Raw genomic sequence first — 17,504 nt, forward strand, 5'->3', positions numbered from 1 at the left:
GCGGTCTTGCCTAGCCCACCATGTCCCAGGCCAGCGGTTCTCCCCGCTTCAGCGCGCGTGCGGCCGGGCGGCCCAGCACGGCTTCGTAGTCGGCGGGCGGCAGGCCGTTGCCGGGGCGGACCGAGCGGACATTGGCCTTGGTCAGGGCCTCGCCGGCGGCGACGTCGGCGGTGACGTAGAGCGAGCGGCGGAACTGGCGGTTGCCGCGCTCGCTGCCCAGCAGGTCGTAGTTGACGCCGCCCAGCGCCTTCCAGGCGTTGCGGGTGTCGTCGCACAGGGCGCGGAACTCGGCCGGTTCGAGGGAGAAGGCCGCGTCCGGGCCGCCGTCGCTGCGGGCCAGGGTGAAGTGCTTCTCGACCGCGCAGGCGCCCAGCGACACCGCCGCCACCGAGGCGGCCGTGCCGGGCGTGTGGTCCGACAGGCCGATCGGGCAGCCGAACCGCTGGGCCATGTCGACCACGGTGCGGACATTGGCGTCCTCGAAGCTGGCCGGATAGCTGGAGACACAGTGCAGCAGCAGCACCCCGCCCGCCCCGGCCTGCAGGGCGGTGTCGAGGGCGGTCTGCATCTCGGCCAGGTTGGCCATGCCGGTCGAGATGATCAGCGGCTTGCCCTGGCGGGCGGCGTAGCGGATCAGCGGCAGATCGACGGCCTCGAACGAGGCGATCTTGTAGGCGGGGGCGTCGAGCCCGGCCAGGAGGTCGACGGCGGTCTCGTCGAAGGGGCTGGAGAAGATCGTCACGCCCCGCTTGGCGGCACGCTCGAAGATCGGCGCGTGCCATTCGTAGGGGGTCTGGGCCTCCTGGTAGAGCTCGTGCAGGCTGCGCCCGTCCCACAGGCCGCCGTGGATCTTGAACTCGGGGCGGTCGACGTCCAGCGTGATGGTGTCGGCGGTGTAGGTCTGCAGCTTGATGGCGTCGCAGCCGGTGTCGGCGGCGGCGTCGACCATTTCCAGCGCCCGCTCCAGGCTGCCGTTGTGGTTCCCCGACAGCTCGCAGATCACGTAGGGCGGATAGTCGGCGCCGATCCTGCGGCCGGCGATCTCGATGTAGGGGGCGGTCATGGTGCGGACGTCTCACGCGGGACTTTCGCCCATATTAACCCTGAAATCGTGGACGAGGCGTCAACTCCCGGGCCCTCCCCCTGTGGGGGAGGCGATCGCGCAGCGATCGGTGGGGGGAGTTATAGAGCGGTTGATACCGACCACTGCCCCCTCCGGCCCTTCGGGCCACCTCCTCCACAGGGGCAGGGACTTGGGCCTCGCCCGGAGTCGCGCCCAGCCGGAATCGGCCCTATATCTGCGGCCATGTCGACTCCCGAACCCCGCCACACCCGCTGCCTGATCATTGGATCGGGTCCCGCCGGCTACACCGCCGCCATCTACGCCGCCCGCGCGCTGCTCAAGCCCGTGCTGATCGCCGGCATCCAGCCGGGCGGCCAGCTGACGATCACGACCGACGTCGAGAACTATCCGGGCTTCGCCGACGTCATCCAGGGCCCCTGGCTGATGGACCAGATGAAGGCCCAGGCCGAGCACGTGGGCACCGAGTTCGTCAGCGACATCGTGCTGAGCGCCGACCTCTCCAAGCGTCCGTTCCACATCAAGACCGACAGCGGCCAGGAATGGTTCGCCGAGACCCTGATCATCGCCACCGGCGCCCAGGCCAAATGGCTGGGCCTGGAGAGCGAGAGCAAGTTCCAGGGCTTCGGCGTTTCGGCCTGCGCCACCTGCGACGGCTTCTTCTACCGCAACAAGGACGTGGTCGTGGTCGGCGGCGGCAACACGGCCGTCGAGGAAGCCCTGTTCCTGACCAGCTTCGCCAGCAAGGTGACGCTGGTGCACCGCAAGGACGAGCTGCGGGCCGAGATGATCCTGCAGGAGCGCCTGCTGGCCCACCCCAAGATCGAGGTGATCTGGGACAGCGCCATCGACGAGGTCCTGGGCGACAGCGACCCGATGGGCGTCACCGGCGTGCGGCTGAAGAACGTCAAGACCGGCGAGACGCAGGAGGTGAAGTGCGACGGCGTGTTCATCGCCATCGGCCACGCCCCGTCGTCGGAGCTGTTCAAGGGCCAGCTGGAAACCGGTCCGGGCGGCTATCTGAAGGTCAAGCCGGGCACCACCTCGACGGCCGTGCAGGGTGTCTACGCGGCCGGCGACGTCACCGACGACGTCTACCGCCAGGCGGTCACCGCCGCCGGCATGGGCTGCATGGCCGCCCTGGAAGCGGTGCGCTTCCTGGCCGAGGAAGACCACAAGAAGGCCCACCACCCGATCAGCCACCACGAGGCCGAGAAGATCGGCGTCTGGTGATGCTGATCCGGGAGGCGGCTTCGGAGGACCACGCCGAGATCCACGCCGTGGTCGCCGCCGCCTTTGACCGGACCCCCGAAGGCCACCAGGGCGAGGCCGACCTGGTCGACGCCCTGCGCGCCGACGGCGACGCCCTGGTCGAGCTGGTGGCGGAGGAAGACGGCTTCATCGTCGGCCACCTGCTGTTCAGCCGCCTCGAGACGCGACAGGGGGCCACCGACACCGGCGCGCGCTTCGCCGCCCTGGCTCCGCTGTCGGTGCTGCCCGCGCGCCAGAGGGACGGGATCGGCCTGGCCCTGATGCAGGTCGGTCACGAACTGTGCCGCAAGGCCGGGGTCGAGGCCGTGATCGTGCTGGGCCATCCCGACTACTATCCGCGCGCCGGCTATTCGGCGGCGGCGGCCACGACCGTGACCGCGCCGTTCTCGGGCCCGTCGTTCATGGCCCTGGCCCTGACGCCGGGCGCGCTGGACGCGCCGACGACCATCGCCTACGCGCCGGCCTTCGGGCTCTAGAGCCCGGTCAACAGTTTCTTGAGCAGCGCGTTCAGCTGCTGCTGCTCGGCCTCGGTGAGCACCGAGATCATCTGAGTCTCCATCGCCACCATGCGGCCGATCATCTCGTCGATCACCCGCTTGCCCTCCGCCGTCAGTGCGATCTGGCGGCCGCGGCGGTCCTTGGGATCGGGCCGGCGCTCCACCAGGCCGGCGCGCTCCAGCCGGTCCAGCCGGTTGGTCATGCCGCCGGACGAGATCAGGGCCGCCTCATAGAGCTGGGTGGGCGAGAGCATGTAGGGCTCGCCCGAGCGTCGCAGCGGGGTGAGCACGTCGAACTCGCCCACGTTCAGGTCGGCCTGCGCCAGCAGCGGGTTCATGTGGTCGCGGGTCACGCGCGCGGCCGCGTCCAGCAGCCGCCCGATGGTCTCCACCGGCAGCATGGGCAGGTCGGGGCGCTCGCGGGCCCACTGGTTGGCGGCGGTTTCGGCTCGGTCCAAGGCGCATGATCCCTTGATCCAAAGTATCTTGATATCAAGATACTTTGGATCTACAAACTCGACCGCGCGACAATAGGGCCGCGCGCCGGCCCCGGAAAGAGCGCCGGCCGCTTGGGGAGACGACCATGTCGAAGATGCTTTTCGTGAATCTGCCGGTCGTGGACCTGGCCCGATCGACGACCTTCTACGAGGCCCTGGGCCTGAGCCGGAACCCGCAGTTCAGCGACGAGACCGCCGCCTGCATGGTGCTGTCGGAGACGATCTTCGTCATGCTGCTGACCCACGACAAGTGGCGCACCTTCACCGACCGTCCCATCCCGCCGGCCACCTCCAGCGAGGTCATGCTGGCCGTGTCGTGCGACAGCCGCGAGGCCGTGGCCGCCATGGTCGACGCCGCCGCCGCGCACGGCGGGACGGCCGACGTCAATCCGGCCCAGGACTACGGCTTCATGCTCAACCGCACCTTCACCGACCCCGACGGCCACGTCTGGGAAGCGGTGTGGATGGACATGGCGGCGGCGGGCAGCGCGGCCTAGTTCAGCAACCTAATTCAGCGGATTGACCAGGCTGGGCGGGCGCGGCTTGGGCGGCGGCGGGGGCGGCGCCGGCGGCGGGGCGGCCTCCACGGTCTTGACCGTGGTGTCGACCACCGGCGTCTCGAGCGCGCCCAGGGCCTTGTTGATCTTGTCGATCTCCTCGGGCGTGGGCAGGCGGCGGCCGCCGCGCATGGCGGCGGCGGGATCGCCGGTCATCGGCGGCAGGATCTCGACCACGCCCTCGGGGCTGACGATCTTGGCCGGCTCGCCGGTCGCCACCGGCAGGACCCCGCCCGAGGCGGCCACGGCGGCCATCGAGCCGGGCGGCGCGGCTTCCAGGGTGCGCGGATCGGCGCCCATCAGGATGTCGGCCGACACCGTCTCGTCGCCCGAATAGCGGCCCCGGAACGCCGCCTGGGTCCCCGACGGCCCGGTCCAACGATAGAAGACGTGGGTCCCCAGGGTGCGCAGCTTGACCAGGGTGGGCGCCCAGTACGGATAGACGTAGGCCGCGTGGTAGTGGGTGGCCGCGCCGACGTCCTTCATCACGAAGCCGGCCAGGGCCCGCCTGGCGACGATCTCGGCGTTGGTCCAGACGACGGGGCTGATCTGCCGCTGCAGCGAGCCGTCGCAGGTGAAGCTGAACTGGCAGCCCGTGCCCCGCGCCGCGCCCTCGTAGATCACGCCGCAGATCGACTTGGGATAGCCCGGGTGGCGCACCCGGTTGATCACCGTCTGGGCCACGGCCTGCTGGCCGGCGACGGGCTCGAATCCGGCCTCGAAATAGACCGCCTGGGTCAGGCAGTGCAGGGCCTTGTCGCGCTCGGCCTTGGCGCCGGTCAGCATGAAGGGCCGCGACGCCTCCAGCGGCAGGGGCGAGGCGGCCTTGAAGCCGTTGATCACCCGGGCCTCGTCGAAGTCCGGCTCGCGGTCGCCCAGGCGGGGGATCAGGTGCAGGTCCAGCTTCTCCCAGCCGCGCACCCGGCCCCAATAGTCCTTGTGCGGGCGGGGATCGTGGCGACGGGCCAGGGCCAGCATGGCCGGGTCCATGTCGGCGGTGTAGCGGGCCAGGCCCGCGTCGGACAGGCTGCCGGCCAGCCTGGCCACGCCCGCCGCCCGTCCGGCGCCGGCCGGCAGGTAGTAGGTCGCGCACGCGGAAAGGCCGCCGACGGCGATCAACGCGCCCCCGACGGCCTTCACCAGCCTGTATCGGCCTAGGTCGAGCACGCGTGCTCCCAAACGATCACTTCCCGCCGAGCGTGGAACGGATCATCCAGGCGTGCTTCTCGTGGGCCGCCAGGCGCTGGGTGTAGAGGTCGGCCGTGGCCTCGTCGCCGGCCTCGTCGGCCGCGCCGAAGGCGTCGCGCAGGGTGGCGATCACGGTCTCGTTGTCGGCCAGCAGTTCCTTGAACATGCCCTCCCACTCCTTCTCGGCGTCGCCGTCCTTGATGCTGGAGAGGTTGCCGAACGCGCCGTAGCCCATCGGGGCCAGTTCGCCCAGTGCGCGAATCCGCTCGGCGATGGAATCGAGCGCCGTCCACTCCTCGGTGTACTGGCCTTCCAGCAGCACGTGCAGCGCCTGGAAGTTCGGACCCCGCACGTTCCAGTGGTAGCCGTGGGTCTTGAGATACAGCGCATAGCTGTCGGCCAGGACCTTGTTCAGGCCCGCGACGATGTCGGCGCGCTGCTTCGTCGTGAAGCCGGTGTTCGGGCTGGCGGCCATGATGATCTCCCGTGTTGCGTGTTCTAGGTAAGCGTGTCCATGCTCATGGCAAGCCGTTAGCGTATGGAGTCCCATGAAGATTGAAGATCCGCACGCAAAAGCTCGGGGGCCGGTTTCGCCCGACGCGATAAGCGCGTGGCTTGTCTCGAGGATCCCGCCCTCGCCGGCGCACGCCGCCCTGGTGACGCTGGCGGCCATCGTCTTCGCGATCGGATTCCGGCTCGCCGTGATGGGCACGGGGAACGACCTGGGCGCCACCCAGCCGTTCTTCCCCGCCGTCATCGTGGTCACGCTCTACGCCGGCTGGCGCTGGGCGCTGGCGCCCATCCTGGCCTGCATGGCCTTCGCGTGGTGGTTGCGCATGGGAGCCGGCGGCCATCCGCCGGACGGCGCCCGGATCGGGGCGTTCGTCCTGTTCCTGTTCTCGGCGGCCGTCACCACCGCGGTGACCCAGGTGCTGAGGAGCAGCCTGATCAGCCTGGCCGACGCGCGCCGACGCCAGGTCGAGGCCGAGGCCCGCCTGCAGGTCACCCAGGCCTCGGCCGGGGTCGGCCCCTGGGAATGGGACATCCAGGACGACGTGCTGAGCCTGTCGGCCACCGCGCGCCGGAACCTGGGCCTGGCCATGGACGCGCCGACGGACATGGACACCCTGACCGAGCTGGTCCACCCCGACGACCGCCCCCTGGTCCGGAGCCGGATCCGCGAGGCGATCAAGCACGGCCCCCACTACGAGGTCGAATACCGGCTGGCCAACCATCCCGACGGCGAGCGCTGGATCCACGGCCAGGGCCAGGTGGTCCGCGACGAGGCCGGCCGCGCCCTGCGGGTCATGGGCGTCAATTTCGACGTCACCCAGCGCCGCCGCGCCGAGGACAGCCTGCGTGAGAGCGAGGCCCGCTTCCGGTCGCTGGCCGACAGCGCCCCGGCCCTGATGTGGATCAGCGGCGAGGACGGCGTGAGGGTGTTCGTCAACACCGCCTATGTCGAGTTCGCGGGGGTGTCGTACGACGAGGCCCTGGTGCTGGACTGGCGCTCGCGCCTGCACGCCGACGACCTGAACCGGATCCTCAAGGCCCAGATCGCCGGCGAGGCCTCGCGCAGGCCGTTCAGCCTGGAGGGCCGCTACCGCCGGGCCGACGGTGAGATGCGCTGGCTCAAGTCGTTCTCGCAGCCGCGCCTGGGCTGCGGCGGCGAGTTCATCGGCTTCATCGGCATCGCCTTCGACTTCACCGACACCAAGGAGGCCGAGGCCAAGCTGACCGGGCTGAACGAACTGCTGGCCGACCGCGTGCAGGAGGCGCTGTCGGAGCGCGACGAGGTCCAGGCCGCCCTCACCCAGTCGCAGAAGCTGGAGGCCATCGGCCAGCTGACGGGCGGGGTCGCCCACGACTTCAACAACCTGCTGACCGTGATCATCGGGGCGCTGGACGTGCTGGAGCGCAACCCCGCCGACGACCAGCGCCGCAGCCGCATGCTGCAGGCGGCCCAGGCCGCGGCCCGGCGCGGCGAGAAGCTGACCCACCACCTGCTGGCCTTCGCCCGCCGCCAGCCGCTGAACCCGGAGATCTGCCGGATCGACGCCATGATCGGCGAGAGCGAGGGGCTGCTGCGCCGCGCGGTCGGCGAGGGCGTGGAGCTGACCCTGGACCTGAAGGCCGGCGGCCGCACCACCCTGACCGACTCCGGCCAGTTCGAGGCCGCCCTGCTGAACCTGGTGGTCAACGCCCGCGACGCCACCCCGCAGGGCGGCCGGATCGCCGTCTCGTCCCAGGGCCTGGACCTGGCCGAGCCGCGCGGCGAGCTGCCGGCCGGGCGCTATCTGAGCATTGCGGTGGCCGACACTGGCGCGGGCATGGACGCCGAGACCCTGCAGCGCGCCTTCGAGCCGTTCTACACCACCAAGCCGGTGGGCAAGGGCACGGGCCTGGGCCTGTCGCAGGTCTACGGCTTCGTGCGCCAGAGCGGCGGCGAGGTGACCATCGAGTCGGCGGTCGGCAAGGGCACCACCGTGTCCATGCTGCTGCCGGTGCGCGAGGCCTTCTCGCCGGTCGAGGTGCTGGCCGTCCGGCCGCCGGCCACCCGCGCCAGCTCGCACGTGCTGCTGGTCGAGGACGACGTCGAGGTGGGCGACCTGATCTCGGCGATGATCGACGAGCTGGGCCACATGGTCAGCCGCGCGGCCAACGCCGACGAGGCCCTGACCATCGCCCGCGCCGACCCGACCCTGGCCCTGGTGATCACCGACGTGATCATGCCGGGCGGCAAGAGCGGGGTCGACCTGGCCATGACCCTGGCCCAGGAACGGCCGGAGCTGCCGGTGCTGCTCAGCTCGGGCTACACCGGCCAGGAGCTGGTCCGCGCCCACGACACCCCGTGGCCGCTGCTGAGCAAGCCCTACGCCCTGGACGCCCTGGCCCAGGCCATGGCCGACGCCTGGGACCGCCACGCGCCGGTCCAGGCGACGACGAAGAAGAGCGGCAAGGCGAAGGTGTAGGGAAGGTCTTCCTACGTTCCCATTTGATCCGTCATCCCGGGCCTTGTGCCCGGGACCCCTGGTTCAGCTCGCACGTGAGATGCAAGCGGTTCGCCAGCGAACCGCCCCTCCCGCACTTGCGGCGGACAGAGGGGTCCCGGGCACAAGGCCCGGGATGACGAACCGAGGGGCGTTGGAGAAACCTACGAAACTTCCGCCGCCAGCGCCGCGGCCACTTCCCCCATCACGCCCGACCAGTCGTTGTAGTCCGGCGGCGAGAAGACCCGGGCCTGCGGGTACCAGGGGTAGGCCTTCGAGCCCAGCCGGGTCCAGGCCGCCGCGCCCGTCAACAGCCAGACCGGCGCGCCGCACGCCCCGGCCAGGTTGAAGGTGGCGTTTGAGAAGCCGATCGTCAGGTCCACGGCGCGGCAGAGGGCGGCGACGTCGTCGAGGTCGTACTTCAGGTCGATCCCGCGCGGCTCCCAGATCTCGACGCCGAACCGCTCGCGGGCCAGAGCCATCTCGGGCTCGCAGTCGCCGTACTGCAGGTTGACGAAGGTGACCCCCGGGGTCTGCAGGATCGGCCGCCACTGCTCGAACGGCGAGAACTGCCGGCCCCGCTCGGCCTGGAGGCTGAGGCTCTTCCACAGCAGCCCCACCTTGCGCCCCGGCGCGGCGGCCAGCTGGTCGCGCCAATAGGCGACCCGCTCGGGATCGGCGACCAGGTAGCCCGTCTCGCGCGGGAACGCGTCCTCGGTGGACCGGAAGGCGGTCAGCAGCGACGCCATCGGCGTCCACAGGTCGATGGCCGACCAGTCCTCGATGAACGGCGCCGACCAGTAGACCCGCCCCTCGTGCCGCACAGTCCGGTGGGGCGTGACGGAGGCCTTGGGGAAGCTGCGCTTGAACAGCGGGACCAGGCGGTACTCCACGACGATGCTCAGCAGGCTCTCGTCGCCGACGGCGGCGATGGCGTCGCGCAGGACGTTGGCGAACAGCACCTCGTCGCCCAGCCCCTGCTCGCCGCAGACCAGCAGCCGCTTGCCGGCCAGGCTCTCGCCCGGCGTCCAGCGCGGCTTGGCGACCACGAAGGTGGCCACCTGCAGGAGGTCGGGCGACAGCCGCGCCTCGTAGGCCTCCCAGCCTTCGCGCAGGCGGCCCAGGGCCAGCAGCGCCGTCGCGCGGGCGAACCGCATGGTGGCCAGGTCGTTGGCCTCGGCCTCCTCCCCGTTGCGCAGCGCCGCCTCGCAGTCCTCCAGCGCCCCGGCCGCGTCGCCCAGGTCCTGCCGCGCGAACGCCCGGTTGTGATAGGCCTTGCCGTAGGTCGGCAGCAGCCGCAGCGCCTCGTCGAAGAAGGTCAGCGAGGCCGCGCCGTCGCCGCGGCTGACCAGCACCGTGCCCAGGGTGTTCCACAGGCCTTCGGCGCCCGGGTTCTGCATAATCGCCGACCGCACCAGCTCGATCGCCTCGTCGGAACGGTCGGTGTCGCGCAGCGCGCAGGCCAGGTTGTTGATCGCCTCCAGATCGCCCGGACGGCTGGCCAGGAAGTGGGTGAAGAACTGGACCGCCAGCTCGGGCAGGCCCAGGCGGAAGGCCAGGCGTCCCAGGTCGCCGGCGACGGGCCCGTGGTCCGGCAGCAGCTGCAGCGCCGCCTCGTAGCAGCGCATCGAACTGCCGAAGTCGCCCAGCTTCTCGCGCGAGACGCCCAGCACGTGCCAGGCGATGCCCTGGCGCTCGTCGCGGCCCAGGGCCTCCAGGGCCAGGGCCTCGCCCCGGCCGTAGTCGCCCGCGTGCAGCGCGCGGATCGCCCCGTTCAGCAGCTCGACCATGTCGAGGTCGCCAAGGTGGTCGACCGCCGTCTTGAGCTCGTCCAGGGCCTGGGCCGAGGCCGCGTCGCCCAGGCTCGGCGCGGCCATCCCGGGCACGATGGGAGCGGCGGCCTCGAAGGCGTCCGACGCGCCCCGCAGGCGCGCCATCAGCGCGGCCTGGGCGTCGGCGGGCTTTGAGGTGGCTTCCATGTCGGACCCCTGGGAAACGAACGCTTCGGCGGACCCTAGCCCCCGCCTCTTAACCTTGTGTTGGTGGATGTACCACGGTTGGGACCCGTCGCGGGCCTGCGCGCCGAGGCCCTCCGGTTACGCCGTGATCGGATTTTCATGCTCACGCTTTGCAATCCGCGTCGGAAGGTCTATATGTGATCCATCCCTTTTGCTCAATTTCAGCATAAGGGGCGACGTCGGAGCGGGATTTAACGATTTGTCCTCCGTTTCCGGCGTTTTTTGAGGTTCTGGAAATGCTCAGTTTGAGCATAAGAGAGGATCACATGGCCGACGGCTTCGCGCCCCTCGCCTTCACGCCCGACGTCGAAGCGGCGACCGCCCAGATGTGGGACAAGGTGAAGCACCATGTCACCCCGCTCGAATGGCAGCTGCACGCGCCGCTGATCGCCGAGATCAATCGGCTGAAGCGCGAGAAGAACGCCGTCATCCTGGCCCACAACTACATGACGCCCGAGATCTTCCACGGCGTGGGCGACTTCGTCGGCGACAGCCTGGCCCTGGCCCGCGAGGCGGCCAAGTGCGACGCGGCGGTGATCGTCCAGGCCGGCGTGCACTTCATGGCCGAGACCAGCAAGGTGCTGGCCCCGGAAAAGAAGGTGCTGATCCCCGACCTGAAGGCCGGCTGCAGCCTGGCCTCCTCGATCACCGGCGCCGACGTGCGGCTGATCAAGCAGCGCCACCCGGGCATCCCGGTGGTGACCTACGTCAACACCACCGCCGACGTGAAGGCCGAGACCGACATCTGCTGCACCAGCGCCAACGCCGTGCAGGTGGTGGAGTGGGCGGCCCGCGAGTGGGGCGTCGACAAGGTGATCCTGATCCCCGACGAGTTCCTGGCCCGCAACGTCGCGCGCCAGACCAACGTCAAGATCATCGCCTGGGCCGGTCGCTGCGAGGTGCACGAACGCTTCACCGCCCAGGACATCGCCGACATGCGCTTCGCCTGGCCGGAAGCCGAGATCCTGGCCCACCCCGAGTGCCCGGCCGAGATCCTGGAGGCCGCCGACTTCGCCGGCTCGACGGCGGCGATGAACGACTATGTCGCCCTGCGCAAGCCCAAGCAGGTGGTGCTGATCACCGAGTGCTCGATGGCCTCCAACGTCCAGGCCGAAAGCCCGGGCACCCAGTTCATCGGCCCCTGCAACATGTGCCCGCACATGAAGAAGATCAGCCTGCGGAACATCCACGACGCCCTGGTCCACGACCAGTTCGAGGTGACGATCGATCCGTCGATCGCCATCCGCGCCAAGCTGGCCGTCCAGCGGATGATCGACCTGCCGCCGCCGACCGTTCCGGCCCGCTACGACCTGGTCAAGGCCCAGCACCACGTGGACGTGGAGCTGATCTAGAAGCCTCGCCTCGCTCGCGTCCCAAGTTCCCGGCCCTTCCCCGTTCCGGAAGGGAGTGGAGTGTGAAATGACCGACCGCGTCACCTTCGATGGCCCCGTGATCCTCGGGGCGGGTCTGGCGGGCCTGACCGCCGCCCTCGCCGCCGTGGATACGGGCGGCAAGGCCCTGGTGCTGTCGCCCACGCCCCTGGCCACCGGCTGCTCCAGCGCCTGGGCCCAGGGCGGCATGGCCGCGGCCCTGTCGGACGAGGACGCCCCGGCCCTGCACGCCGCCGACACCATCGCCGCCGGCGCGGGCCTGTGCGACCCGACCGCCGTCGAGCTCCTGACCACCGAAGGCCCCGCCGCCGTGCGGGCCCTGGCCGCCCTGGGCGCGCCGTTCGACCGCCAGCCGGACGGCGGCTTCGTGCTCAGCCTGGAAGCCGCCCACGCCAAGGCCCGGGTCGCCCGGGTCGGCGGCGACGGGGCCGGCGCCGCGATCATGGCCGCCGTGATCGCCACGGTCCGCGCCACGCCCGCCGTCGAGGTCCGCGAGAACGCCCGCGCCCGCCGCCTGCTTCAGGACGCCACGGGTCGCGTGGTCGGGCTGATCGCCGAGATCGACGGCGCCCTGGTCGAGATCCTGGCGCCGGCGGTGATCCTGGCCACCGGCGGCGTCGGCGGCCTCTACGCGGTCACCACCACGCCCGCCCAGGTGCGCGGCGAGGGCCTGGGCCTGGCCGCCCTGGCCGGGGCCGAGATCGCCGACCCCGAGTTCGTCCAGTTCCACCCCACGGCCATCGACATCGGCAAGGACCCCGCCCCCCTGGCCACCGAGGCCCTGCGCGGCGAGGGCGCGATCCTGCGCGATCGCGACGGCCGGGCCTTCATGGCCGACTACCATCCGGCCCGCGAGCTGGCCCCGCGCGACGTGGTGGCCCGCGCCATCCACGCCGAGCGCGCGGCCGGTCGCGGCGCGTTCCTGGACGCGACCCAGGCCGTGGGCGCGCACTTCCCGCACGAGTTCCCGGCCGTCTTCGCCGCCTGCATGGGCGCGGGGATCGATCCGCGCGTCCAGCCGATCCCGGTGACGCCGGCCGTGCACTACCACATGGGCGGGGTCGCCACCGACCTGGACGGCCGCGCCAGCCTGCCGGGCCTCTACGCCGCCGGCGAGTGCGCCTCGACCGGGGTGCAGGGCGCCAACCGCCTGGCGTCCAACAGCCTGCTGGAAGCGGCCGTGTTCGGCGCCCGCGCCGGCCGCGCCGCGGCCGCGGAACGGGCGATCGGCGGCGAGCCGGTCAGCCTGGAGCCCCTGCCCGACCTGCCCGAGGCGGCGCTGCAGACCCTGCGCAAGGCCATGAGCCGCGACGCGGGCGTGATCCGCGACGCCGAGGGCCTGGAGCGGCTGGCGACCCAGATCGAGGCGCTGGAGCCCGCCTACGGTCCCTGCCCCACGGTGGTCGCCGCCAAGCTGATCGTCCGCGCCGCCCTGGCTCGCCAGGAAAGCCGAGGCGGCCACTACCGCGCCGACTTCCCCGCCACGGCCTTGCCGGAGCGGACCTTCGTCACCTTGCAAGACCAGGAAACGGGCCGCGCGGTCCGGTACGCCGCCGAATGACCACGCCCCTCGACGACCTCCTCGTCCGCCCGATCATCGAGATGGCCCTGGCCGAGGACCTGGGCCGGGCCGGCGACATCACCGGCCAGGCCTGCATCGATCCTGACGCCCGCCTGTCGGTGGTGTGGGCCGCGCGGCAGGACGGCCGGATCGCGGGCCTGTCTTGCGCCCGCCTGGCCCTGGCCGCCCTGGACCCGACCGCCCGCTTCGAGGTGGTCACCCCCGACGGCGCCGACGCCGCGCCGGGCGCGATCCTCGCCCGGGCCGAAGGCAACGCCCGCGCCGTGCTGGCCGCCGAGCGCACGGGGCTGAACCTGCTGGGCAAGCTGTCGGGCATCGCCACCCTGACCCGCGCCTATGTCCGCCTGGTCGAGGGCACGAAGGCGACCATCGTCGACACCCGCAAGACCACGCCCGGCCTGCGGGCGCTGGAGAAGTACGCCGTGCGCTGCGGCGGCGGGATCAACCACCGCTTCGGCCTCGACGACGCCATCCTGATCAAGGACAACCACGTCGCCGCCTGCGGCGGGGTGGGCGAAGCCGTCCGCCGGGCCCGCGCCTTCGCCGGCCACCTGGTGAAGGTCGAGGTCGAGGTCGACGGCCTGGACCAGCTGGAGGACGCGCTGAAGCACGGCCCCGACGTGGTCATGCTGGACAATTTCAGCCTCGACGACCTGAAGACCGCCGTGTCCCTGGCGCGCGGCCGCGCGGTGCTGGAAGCCTCGGGCGGCGTCAACCTGACCACCGTGCGCGCCATCGCCGAGACCGGCGTGGACGTGATCAGCGTGGGCGCCCTGACCCACTCGGCCCTGACCCTGGACATCGGCCTGGACGCGGCCTAGCCGAGGCGCGCCCGATACAGCGCGACCGCGTCCTGCCCGGCCGGAAAGTGGAGCCGGCCCGAGCGGTCGTGAAGGGCCGCCCACACCGCCTCGGCGACGTCGATCTCGCGCGTGGTCATGGCGGGCTTGGCGAAGCTTTCGAAGATCGGACCGGCGAAGTCGGCATAGGCGGCCGGGATCAGGTCCTCGACGCGGATGTCGGTGTTCTGCGCGAAACGGGTCGTCGGGCCGTATCCCGGCTCCACCAGCTTCACCCGGACGCCGAAATGGCCCAGCTCAAGGGCCAGCGAGCCCGAAAAGCCCTCGATGGCCTGCTTGCTGGCGGTATAGGCGGCCGCCAGCGGCATGGCGGCCAGGGTGACGGACGAGGTCACGTTGACGATCACGCCGGATCGGCGCTCGCGCATCTGGGGGATGACGGCCTGGCACATGGCCATCACGCCAAAGGTGTTGGTGTCGAACACCTTGCGGATGTGGGCCATCGGGGTCGCTTCGAACGCTCCGACGACCCCGACGCCGGCGTTGTTGACCAAGGCGTCTATCGGGCCGGCCGCCGCCACGGCCGCGGCGATGCTTTCCGGGCGGGTTACGTCGAGCGGCAGAACCCTCAGCATCTCCGAACGCGGCAAAGCGGCCGTGTCGGGCTTGCGCATGGTGGCGACGACGTTCCAGCCCTTGGCCAGGAAATGGCGGGCCGTCTCGAGGCCGTAGCCCGAGGACGCGCCGGTGATCAGGATGGTGGGCATGGTAGCCTCCAGTTGCTTGGACGCCGCCTTCCTAAGGCCCATTGTCGGGACGATCGATAATCAGAAGTCCAAAATTAGTTTCCAATCATCCAAATCCGCCTGCGGAGAAGCCTAGGCCGTTTCCCCGCCGCCGTTGCGAGCGAACCGACCGGGCGAACAACCCAGCCGCTTGCGGAACGCCGTGCTGAAGGCGCTCGCCGACTCGTAGCCGATCTCGTCGGCGATCCGGTCCAGGGTCTTGGCGCCGCCCATCAGGGCGTCCTTGGCCAGCGCCATGCGCCAGCGCGCCAGGTATTCGATCGGGCCGCAGCCCAGGACCTCGCCGAACCGCGCGGCGAACGCCGAGCGCGACAGCCCCGCGACCTTAGCCAGGCCCGCGACCGTCCAATGGCTCCGCACGTCCGCGTGCATGGCGCGCAGAACCCGGGCCAGGACCGGATCGCGCAGCCCGTTGAGCAGGCCAGCCCGATCGTCGTCCCGCGCCACGCCGCGCCAGCGCAGGGCCTCGACGAGCAGGACCTCCAGCATGCGCTGCAAAATCATGTCGCGACCGGGCTCCTCGCGCGCGCACTCGTCCCGGATCAGCGCAATCACCGCGCTCAACCTGTCCGTCCGCCCCTCCGAGGCCGGGATCAGGATCATGCGCGGCAACAGGGCGAGCAACAGCTGCGCGTTGATCCGCTCGATGCGGAAGGCGCCGCCCAGTGATTCAAAATCGGCTTCGCCCTCCGGATCACCGTGCCGCACCGGCGCGTTCGTCGGCTCGCGAAGGACACCGCCGACGCCTGGATGGCTGCTCAACGCGAAGGCCGGCGTGGACGGCAGCAGCAGGAAGTCGCCCGCCGTCATCCTGAAAGCGGGCTGGTCCGCGAAGGCGATCCAGCACTCTCCCTTCAGGACGATCGTGAAGCCGGGCGCATCGTGGTCGGCGTAGCGGACGCCCCAGCGCCCCCGCCCGGTGATCGGCTTTGAGAGGACCGAACTCGGCCGAAGCAGCGCGACGATGTCGCTTAGAGGATCCATTCGGACGATCAGACACTAGATTGCACCGCTGAATTATCAGCCATCCAGCAGGGCCTGTCACCAGCGTCGCGCGTCACACCGCGACATTCCGCCCCACCGCCTCCGCGACAGCGGTTTCTTAACCCTGTTCAGTCATAGGGTAACGGTCCCAAGCCTGGGGGACGGGGGCCGGAGCGCGTCGGGGTCTTGCAGCCAAGTCAGTACATCAATCTGGACAAGGCCAAGGCGCTGGTCGTCGACGACAATCCCCAGTCGCTCGACATCCTGATCGGCGTCCTGACCAGCTTCGGGCTGCGCAACATCACGCGCAAGGCCGACGGCAAGGAAGCCCAGGAAGAGCTCAAGTACACGGCCTACGACCTGGTGCTGCTGAACGGCCCCCTACCCGAGATGGACGGCTACGACCTGACCCGCTGGCTGCGCCGCGAGGCCGACGAGGCCAATCGCATGACGCCGGTGATCATCGTCACCTCCCACACCCGCCGCAGCCAGGTCGAGAAGGCCCGGGACTGCGGCGCCAATTTCATCGTCACCAAGCCGATCTCTCCGGCCGTGATGCTGGAACGCATTCTGTGGGTCGCCCGAGGCGACCGGATGTTCATCGAATGCGACGCCTATATCGGTCCCGACCGCCGCTGGCGGAACCTCGGCCCGCCCGTGGAGTTCCCGGACGGCCGGCGCCGCGACGATCAGTCCATTGAACTGGGCGAGCCCGAAGGCGCAAACATGAGCCAGGACGAGCTTGACGCCCTGATTAAACCTATGAAGTCGATTGCATGACCCAGGTCAAAAAGAGCCGCATGAAGCCCCGCCTGGGCCAGCTGATGAAGCAGTCGGGCGGCATGTACGTGGCCGAGGCCCTCAAGCGCGCCGACGCCACCATGGAAACCCTGCGCGAGCCGTCCCTGACCGGGATCGACGACTACATCACCGCCCTGGACGCCTTGCTGGTCTCGGGCCAGGACGAGGCGGCGGTGATCGAGGGCCTGTACGCCCGGGCCGGCGACATCGTCAGCCTCAGCGGCGCCGAGCGCAACGAGGCGGTCCAGATCGCCGCCCGCTCGCTGTGCGACCTGCTGGACGAGGCCCCGGGCCTGACCCCGTCGATCGTGGCCGGGATCAAGGTCTACATCGCCTCGATCAAGCTGCTGCACCGCGCGCCCGACAATCCCGACCTGCAGCAGCCGATCCTGCAGGGCCTGGCCGCCGTGCTGGAAAAGCACCGCGGCGAGAACCGCTCCGCCGCCGACTAGGCCTTCGCAGCATCCCGCCGGCGCTTGGCAGACAAGCACTCGCGGCCCTGCTTGCGCCATGCCACGCCTTCGCCGACGCGGAGGGACCCGGCATGAGAGCGGCCAGCCTGATCATCATCCTCGCGGCCCTGCCCCTGGCGGCGGCCGACGCACCCGCGCCCAGCCCGGACTTCCCCGACGGCTATCGCGACTGGCGGCACGTCTCGACCGGACTGATCGGCCCGCACGCCCCGGCCTACGCGGTCAACGGCGGCTTCCACCACATCTACGCCAACCCGGCGGCCCTGGAGGGCTATCGCGAGGGCCGGTTCCCCGACGGGGCGGTGCTGGTCTACGACCTGTTCGAGGCCGTCGACAAAGGCGGCGACGTCACCGCCCAGGGGGCGCGACGGCACGTGGACGTGATGGTCAAGGACAGCCGCCGCTTCGCCGCCACCGACGGCTGGGGCTACGCCGAGTTCGCGGCCGGCGAGCGCACGCCCCGGCCGGGGATCGCCGCCAGCCAGGACACGACCTGCCACGCTTGCCACCAGCGGGCGGCGGCGCGGGACTTCGTGTTCAGCGGGTTGCGGGACTAGCTTTCAACGC

General features: G+C 70.7%; 17 protein-coding genes. 10 read left to right on the forward strand and 7 right to left on the reverse strand.

Annotated features, from left to right (window positions below):
• Nucleotides 1-10: 10 nt before the first annotated feature.
• Complete coding sequence (gene pseI, locus BR39_RS0105185; protein WP_029908405.1) at nucleotides 11-1,063, reverse strand: pseudaminic acid synthase; 1,053 nt, start codon at nucleotides 1,061-1,063, stop codon at nucleotides 11-13.
• Between the two features lie 243 nt (nucleotides 1,064-1,306).
• Here pseI and trxB point away from each other — a divergent pair, with 243 nt between their 5' ends.
• Both trxB and BR39_RS0105195 read left to right on the forward strand, forming a co-directional pair.
• On the forward strand, nucleotides 1,307-2,314 hold the full coding sequence (gene trxB / locus BR39_RS0105190; protein WP_029908407.1) for a thioredoxin-disulfide reductase: 1,008 nt from the start codon (nucleotides 1,307-1,309) through the stop codon (nucleotides 2,312-2,314).
• Nucleotides 2,314-2,829, forward strand: a complete 516-nt coding sequence (locus BR39_RS0105195) for a GNAT family N-acetyltransferase (protein WP_029908409.1) — start codon at nucleotides 2,314-2,316, stop codon at nucleotides 2,827-2,829. The genes trxB and BR39_RS0105195 overlap by 1 nt, the downstream gene beginning before the upstream one ends.
• On the opposite strand, the gene BR39_RS0105200 is transcribed toward BR39_RS0105195, so the two are convergent.
• Nucleotides 2,826-3,308: a MarR family winged helix-turn-helix transcriptional regulator gene (locus BR39_RS0105200; protein WP_029908412.1), complete on the reverse strand. Its 483-nt coding sequence runs from the start codon at nucleotides 3,306-3,308 to the stop codon at nucleotides 2,826-2,828. The two genes, BR39_RS0105195 and BR39_RS0105200, sit on opposite strands and share 4 nt — an antisense overlap.
• A 125-nt stretch (nucleotides 3,309-3,433) precedes the next feature.
• Between BR39_RS0105200 and BR39_RS0105205 the strand changes: the two genes are divergently transcribed.
• On the forward strand, nucleotides 3,434-3,844 hold the full coding sequence (locus BR39_RS0105205; protein ID WP_029908414.1) for a VOC family protein: 411 nt from the start codon (nucleotides 3,434-3,436) through the stop codon (nucleotides 3,842-3,844).
• 9 nt (nucleotides 3,845-3,853) lie between these two features.
• On the opposite strand, the gene BR39_RS0105210 is transcribed toward BR39_RS0105205, so the two are convergent.
• Nucleotides 3,854-5,071: a cell wall hydrolase gene (locus BR39_RS0105210; RefSeq protein WP_156035590.1), complete on the reverse strand. Its 1,218-nt coding sequence runs from the start codon at nucleotides 5,069-5,071 to the stop codon at nucleotides 3,854-3,856.
• Between the two features lie 16 nt (nucleotides 5,072-5,087).
• The gene (locus BR39_RS0105215; RefSeq protein ID WP_029908418.1) at nucleotides 5,088-5,567 is read right to left on the reverse strand and encodes a Dps family protein; all 480 of its coding nucleotides are present in this window, start codon (nucleotides 5,565-5,567) and stop codon (nucleotides 5,088-5,090) included.
• Nucleotides 5,568-5,748: 181 nt separating this feature from the next.
• Between BR39_RS0105215 and BR39_RS0105220 the strand changes: the two genes are divergently transcribed.
• Nucleotides 5,749-8,064, forward strand: a complete 2,316-nt coding sequence (locus BR39_RS0105220; RefSeq protein WP_231499404.1) for a PAS domain-containing sensor histidine kinase — start codon at nucleotides 5,749-5,751, stop codon at nucleotides 8,062-8,064.
• A 182-nt stretch (nucleotides 8,065-8,246) separates the two neighbouring features.
• Here BR39_RS0105220 and BR39_RS0105225 read toward each other — a convergent pair whose 3' ends face one another.
• Nucleotides 8,247-10,061 (reverse strand): tetratricopeptide repeat protein, encoded by a 1,815-nt coding sequence (locus tag BR39_RS0105225; protein ID WP_029908422.1) that lies wholly within the window; start codon nucleotides 10,059-10,061, stop codon nucleotides 8,247-8,249.
• Between the two features lie 305 nt (nucleotides 10,062-10,366).
• Between BR39_RS0105225 and nadA the strand changes: the two genes are divergently transcribed.
• The 3 genes from nadA (at nucleotide 10,367) to nadC (ending at nucleotide 13,894) form a co-directional block, all read left to right on the forward strand.
• A complete protein-coding gene (gene nadA / locus BR39_RS0105230; protein ID WP_029908424.1) occupies nucleotides 10,367-11,452 on the forward strand; it encodes a quinolinate synthase NadA in 1,086 nt (361 codons plus the stop codon).
• 67 nt (nucleotides 11,453-11,519) lie between these two features.
• Complete coding sequence (locus BR39_RS0105235) at nucleotides 11,520-13,052, forward strand: L-aspartate oxidase (protein ID WP_029908426.1); 1,533 nt, start codon at nucleotides 11,520-11,522, stop codon at nucleotides 13,050-13,052.
• On the forward strand, nucleotides 13,049-13,894 hold the full coding sequence (gene nadC, locus BR39_RS0105240; protein ID WP_029908428.1) for a carboxylating nicotinate-nucleotide diphosphorylase: 846 nt from the start codon (nucleotides 13,049-13,051) through the stop codon (nucleotides 13,892-13,894). The genes BR39_RS0105235 and nadC overlap by 4 nt, the downstream gene beginning before the upstream one ends.
• On the opposite strand, the gene BR39_RS0105245 is transcribed toward nadC, so the two are convergent.
• Both BR39_RS0105245 and BR39_RS0105250 read right to left on the reverse strand, forming a co-directional pair.
• On the reverse strand, nucleotides 13,891-14,640 hold the full coding sequence (locus tag BR39_RS0105245; protein ID WP_029908430.1) for an SDR family oxidoreductase: 750 nt from the start codon (nucleotides 14,638-14,640) through the stop codon (nucleotides 13,891-13,893). The genes nadC and BR39_RS0105245 overlap by 4 nt on opposite strands.
• A gap of 111 nt (nucleotides 14,641-14,751) precedes the next feature.
• The gene (locus BR39_RS0105250; RefSeq protein ID WP_029908432.1) at nucleotides 14,752-15,663 is read right to left on the reverse strand and encodes an AraC family transcriptional regulator; all 912 of its coding nucleotides are present in this window, start codon (nucleotides 15,661-15,663) and stop codon (nucleotides 14,752-14,754) included.
• Between the two features lie 186 nt (nucleotides 15,664-15,849).
• On the opposite strand from BR39_RS0105250, the gene BR39_RS0105255 reads away from it, so the two are divergent.
• From BR39_RS0105255 to BR39_RS0105265, 3 genes are all read left to right on the forward strand, one after another.
• Nucleotides 15,850-16,443 carry a PleD family two-component system response regulator gene (locus BR39_RS0105255; RefSeq protein WP_029908435.1) on the forward strand — a complete coding sequence of 198 codons (594 nt, stop codon included), beginning with the start codon at nucleotides 15,850-15,852 and terminating at the stop codon, nucleotides 16,441-16,443.
• Nucleotides 16,440-16,916, forward strand: a complete 477-nt coding sequence (locus BR39_RS0105260) for a hypothetical protein (protein ID WP_029908437.1) — start codon at nucleotides 16,440-16,442, stop codon at nucleotides 16,914-16,916. Before BR39_RS0105255 ends, BR39_RS0105260 begins: the two co-directional genes overlap by 4 nt.
• Before the next feature lie 92 nt (nucleotides 16,917-17,008).
• A complete protein-coding gene (locus BR39_RS0105265) occupies nucleotides 17,009-17,494 on the forward strand; it encodes a cytochrome P460 family protein (RefSeq protein WP_029908439.1) in 486 nt (161 codons plus the stop codon).
• Nucleotides 17,495-17,504: the final 10 nt, after the last annotated feature.

Origin of the sequence: Caulobacter sp. UNC358MFTsu5.1, from assembly GCF_000712075.1 — a bacterium.
Taxonomy (GTDB): Bacteria; Pseudomonadota; Alphaproteobacteria; order Caulobacterales; family Caulobacteraceae; genus Caulobacter.

What these genes read in the sequence shown, in the direction of transcription:
- BR39_RS0105235 (WP_029908426.1), top strand. Translation starts at nt 11,520, where the DNA reads ATGACCGACCGCGTCACCTTCGATGGCCCCGTGATCCTCGGGGCGGGT.
- nadA (WP_029908424.1), top strand. Translation starts at nt 10,367, where the DNA reads ATGGCCGACGGCTTCGCGCCCCTCGCCTTCACGCCCGACGTCGAAGCG.
- BR39_RS0105250 (WP_029908432.1), bottom strand. Translation starts at nt 15,663, where the DNA reads ATGGATCCTCTAAGCGACATCGTCGCGCTGCTTCGGCCGAGTTCGGTC.
- BR39_RS0105260 (WP_029908437.1), top strand. Translation starts at nt 16,440, where the DNA reads ATGACCCAGGTCAAAAAGAGCCGCATGAAGCCCCGCCTGGGCCAGCTG.
- BR39_RS0105195 (WP_029908409.1), top strand. Translation starts at nt 2,314, where the DNA reads ATGCTGATCCGGGAGGCGGCTTCGGAGGACCACGCCGAGATCCACGCC.
- pseI (WP_029908405.1), bottom strand. Translation starts at nt 1,063, where the DNA reads ATGACCGCCCCCTACATCGAGATCGCCGGCCGCAGGATCGGCGCCGAC.
- nadC (WP_029908428.1), top strand. Translation starts at nt 13,049, where the DNA reads ATGACCACGCCCCTCGACGACCTCCTCGTCCGCCCGATCATCGAGATG.
- BR39_RS0105215 (WP_029908418.1), bottom strand. Translation starts at nt 5,567, where the DNA reads ATGGCCGCCAGCCCGAACACCGGCTTCACGACGAAGCAGCGCGCCGAC.
- BR39_RS0105265 (WP_029908439.1), top strand. Translation starts at nt 17,009, where the DNA reads ATGAGAGCGGCCAGCCTGATCATCATCCTCGCGGCCCTGCCCCTGGCG.
- trxB (WP_029908407.1), top strand. Translation starts at nt 1,307, where the DNA reads ATGTCGACTCCCGAACCCCGCCACACCCGCTGCCTGATCATTGGATCG.
- BR39_RS0105205 (WP_029908414.1), top strand. Translation starts at nt 3,434, where the DNA reads ATGTCGAAGATGCTTTTCGTGAATCTGCCGGTCGTGGACCTGGCCCGA.
- BR39_RS0105225 (WP_029908422.1), bottom strand. Translation starts at nt 10,061, where the DNA reads ATGGAAGCCACCTCAAAGCCCGCCGACGCCCAGGCCGCGCTGATGGCG.
- BR39_RS0105245 (WP_029908430.1), bottom strand. Translation starts at nt 14,640, where the DNA reads ATGCCCACCATCCTGATCACCGGCGCGTCCTCGGGCTACGGCCTCGAG.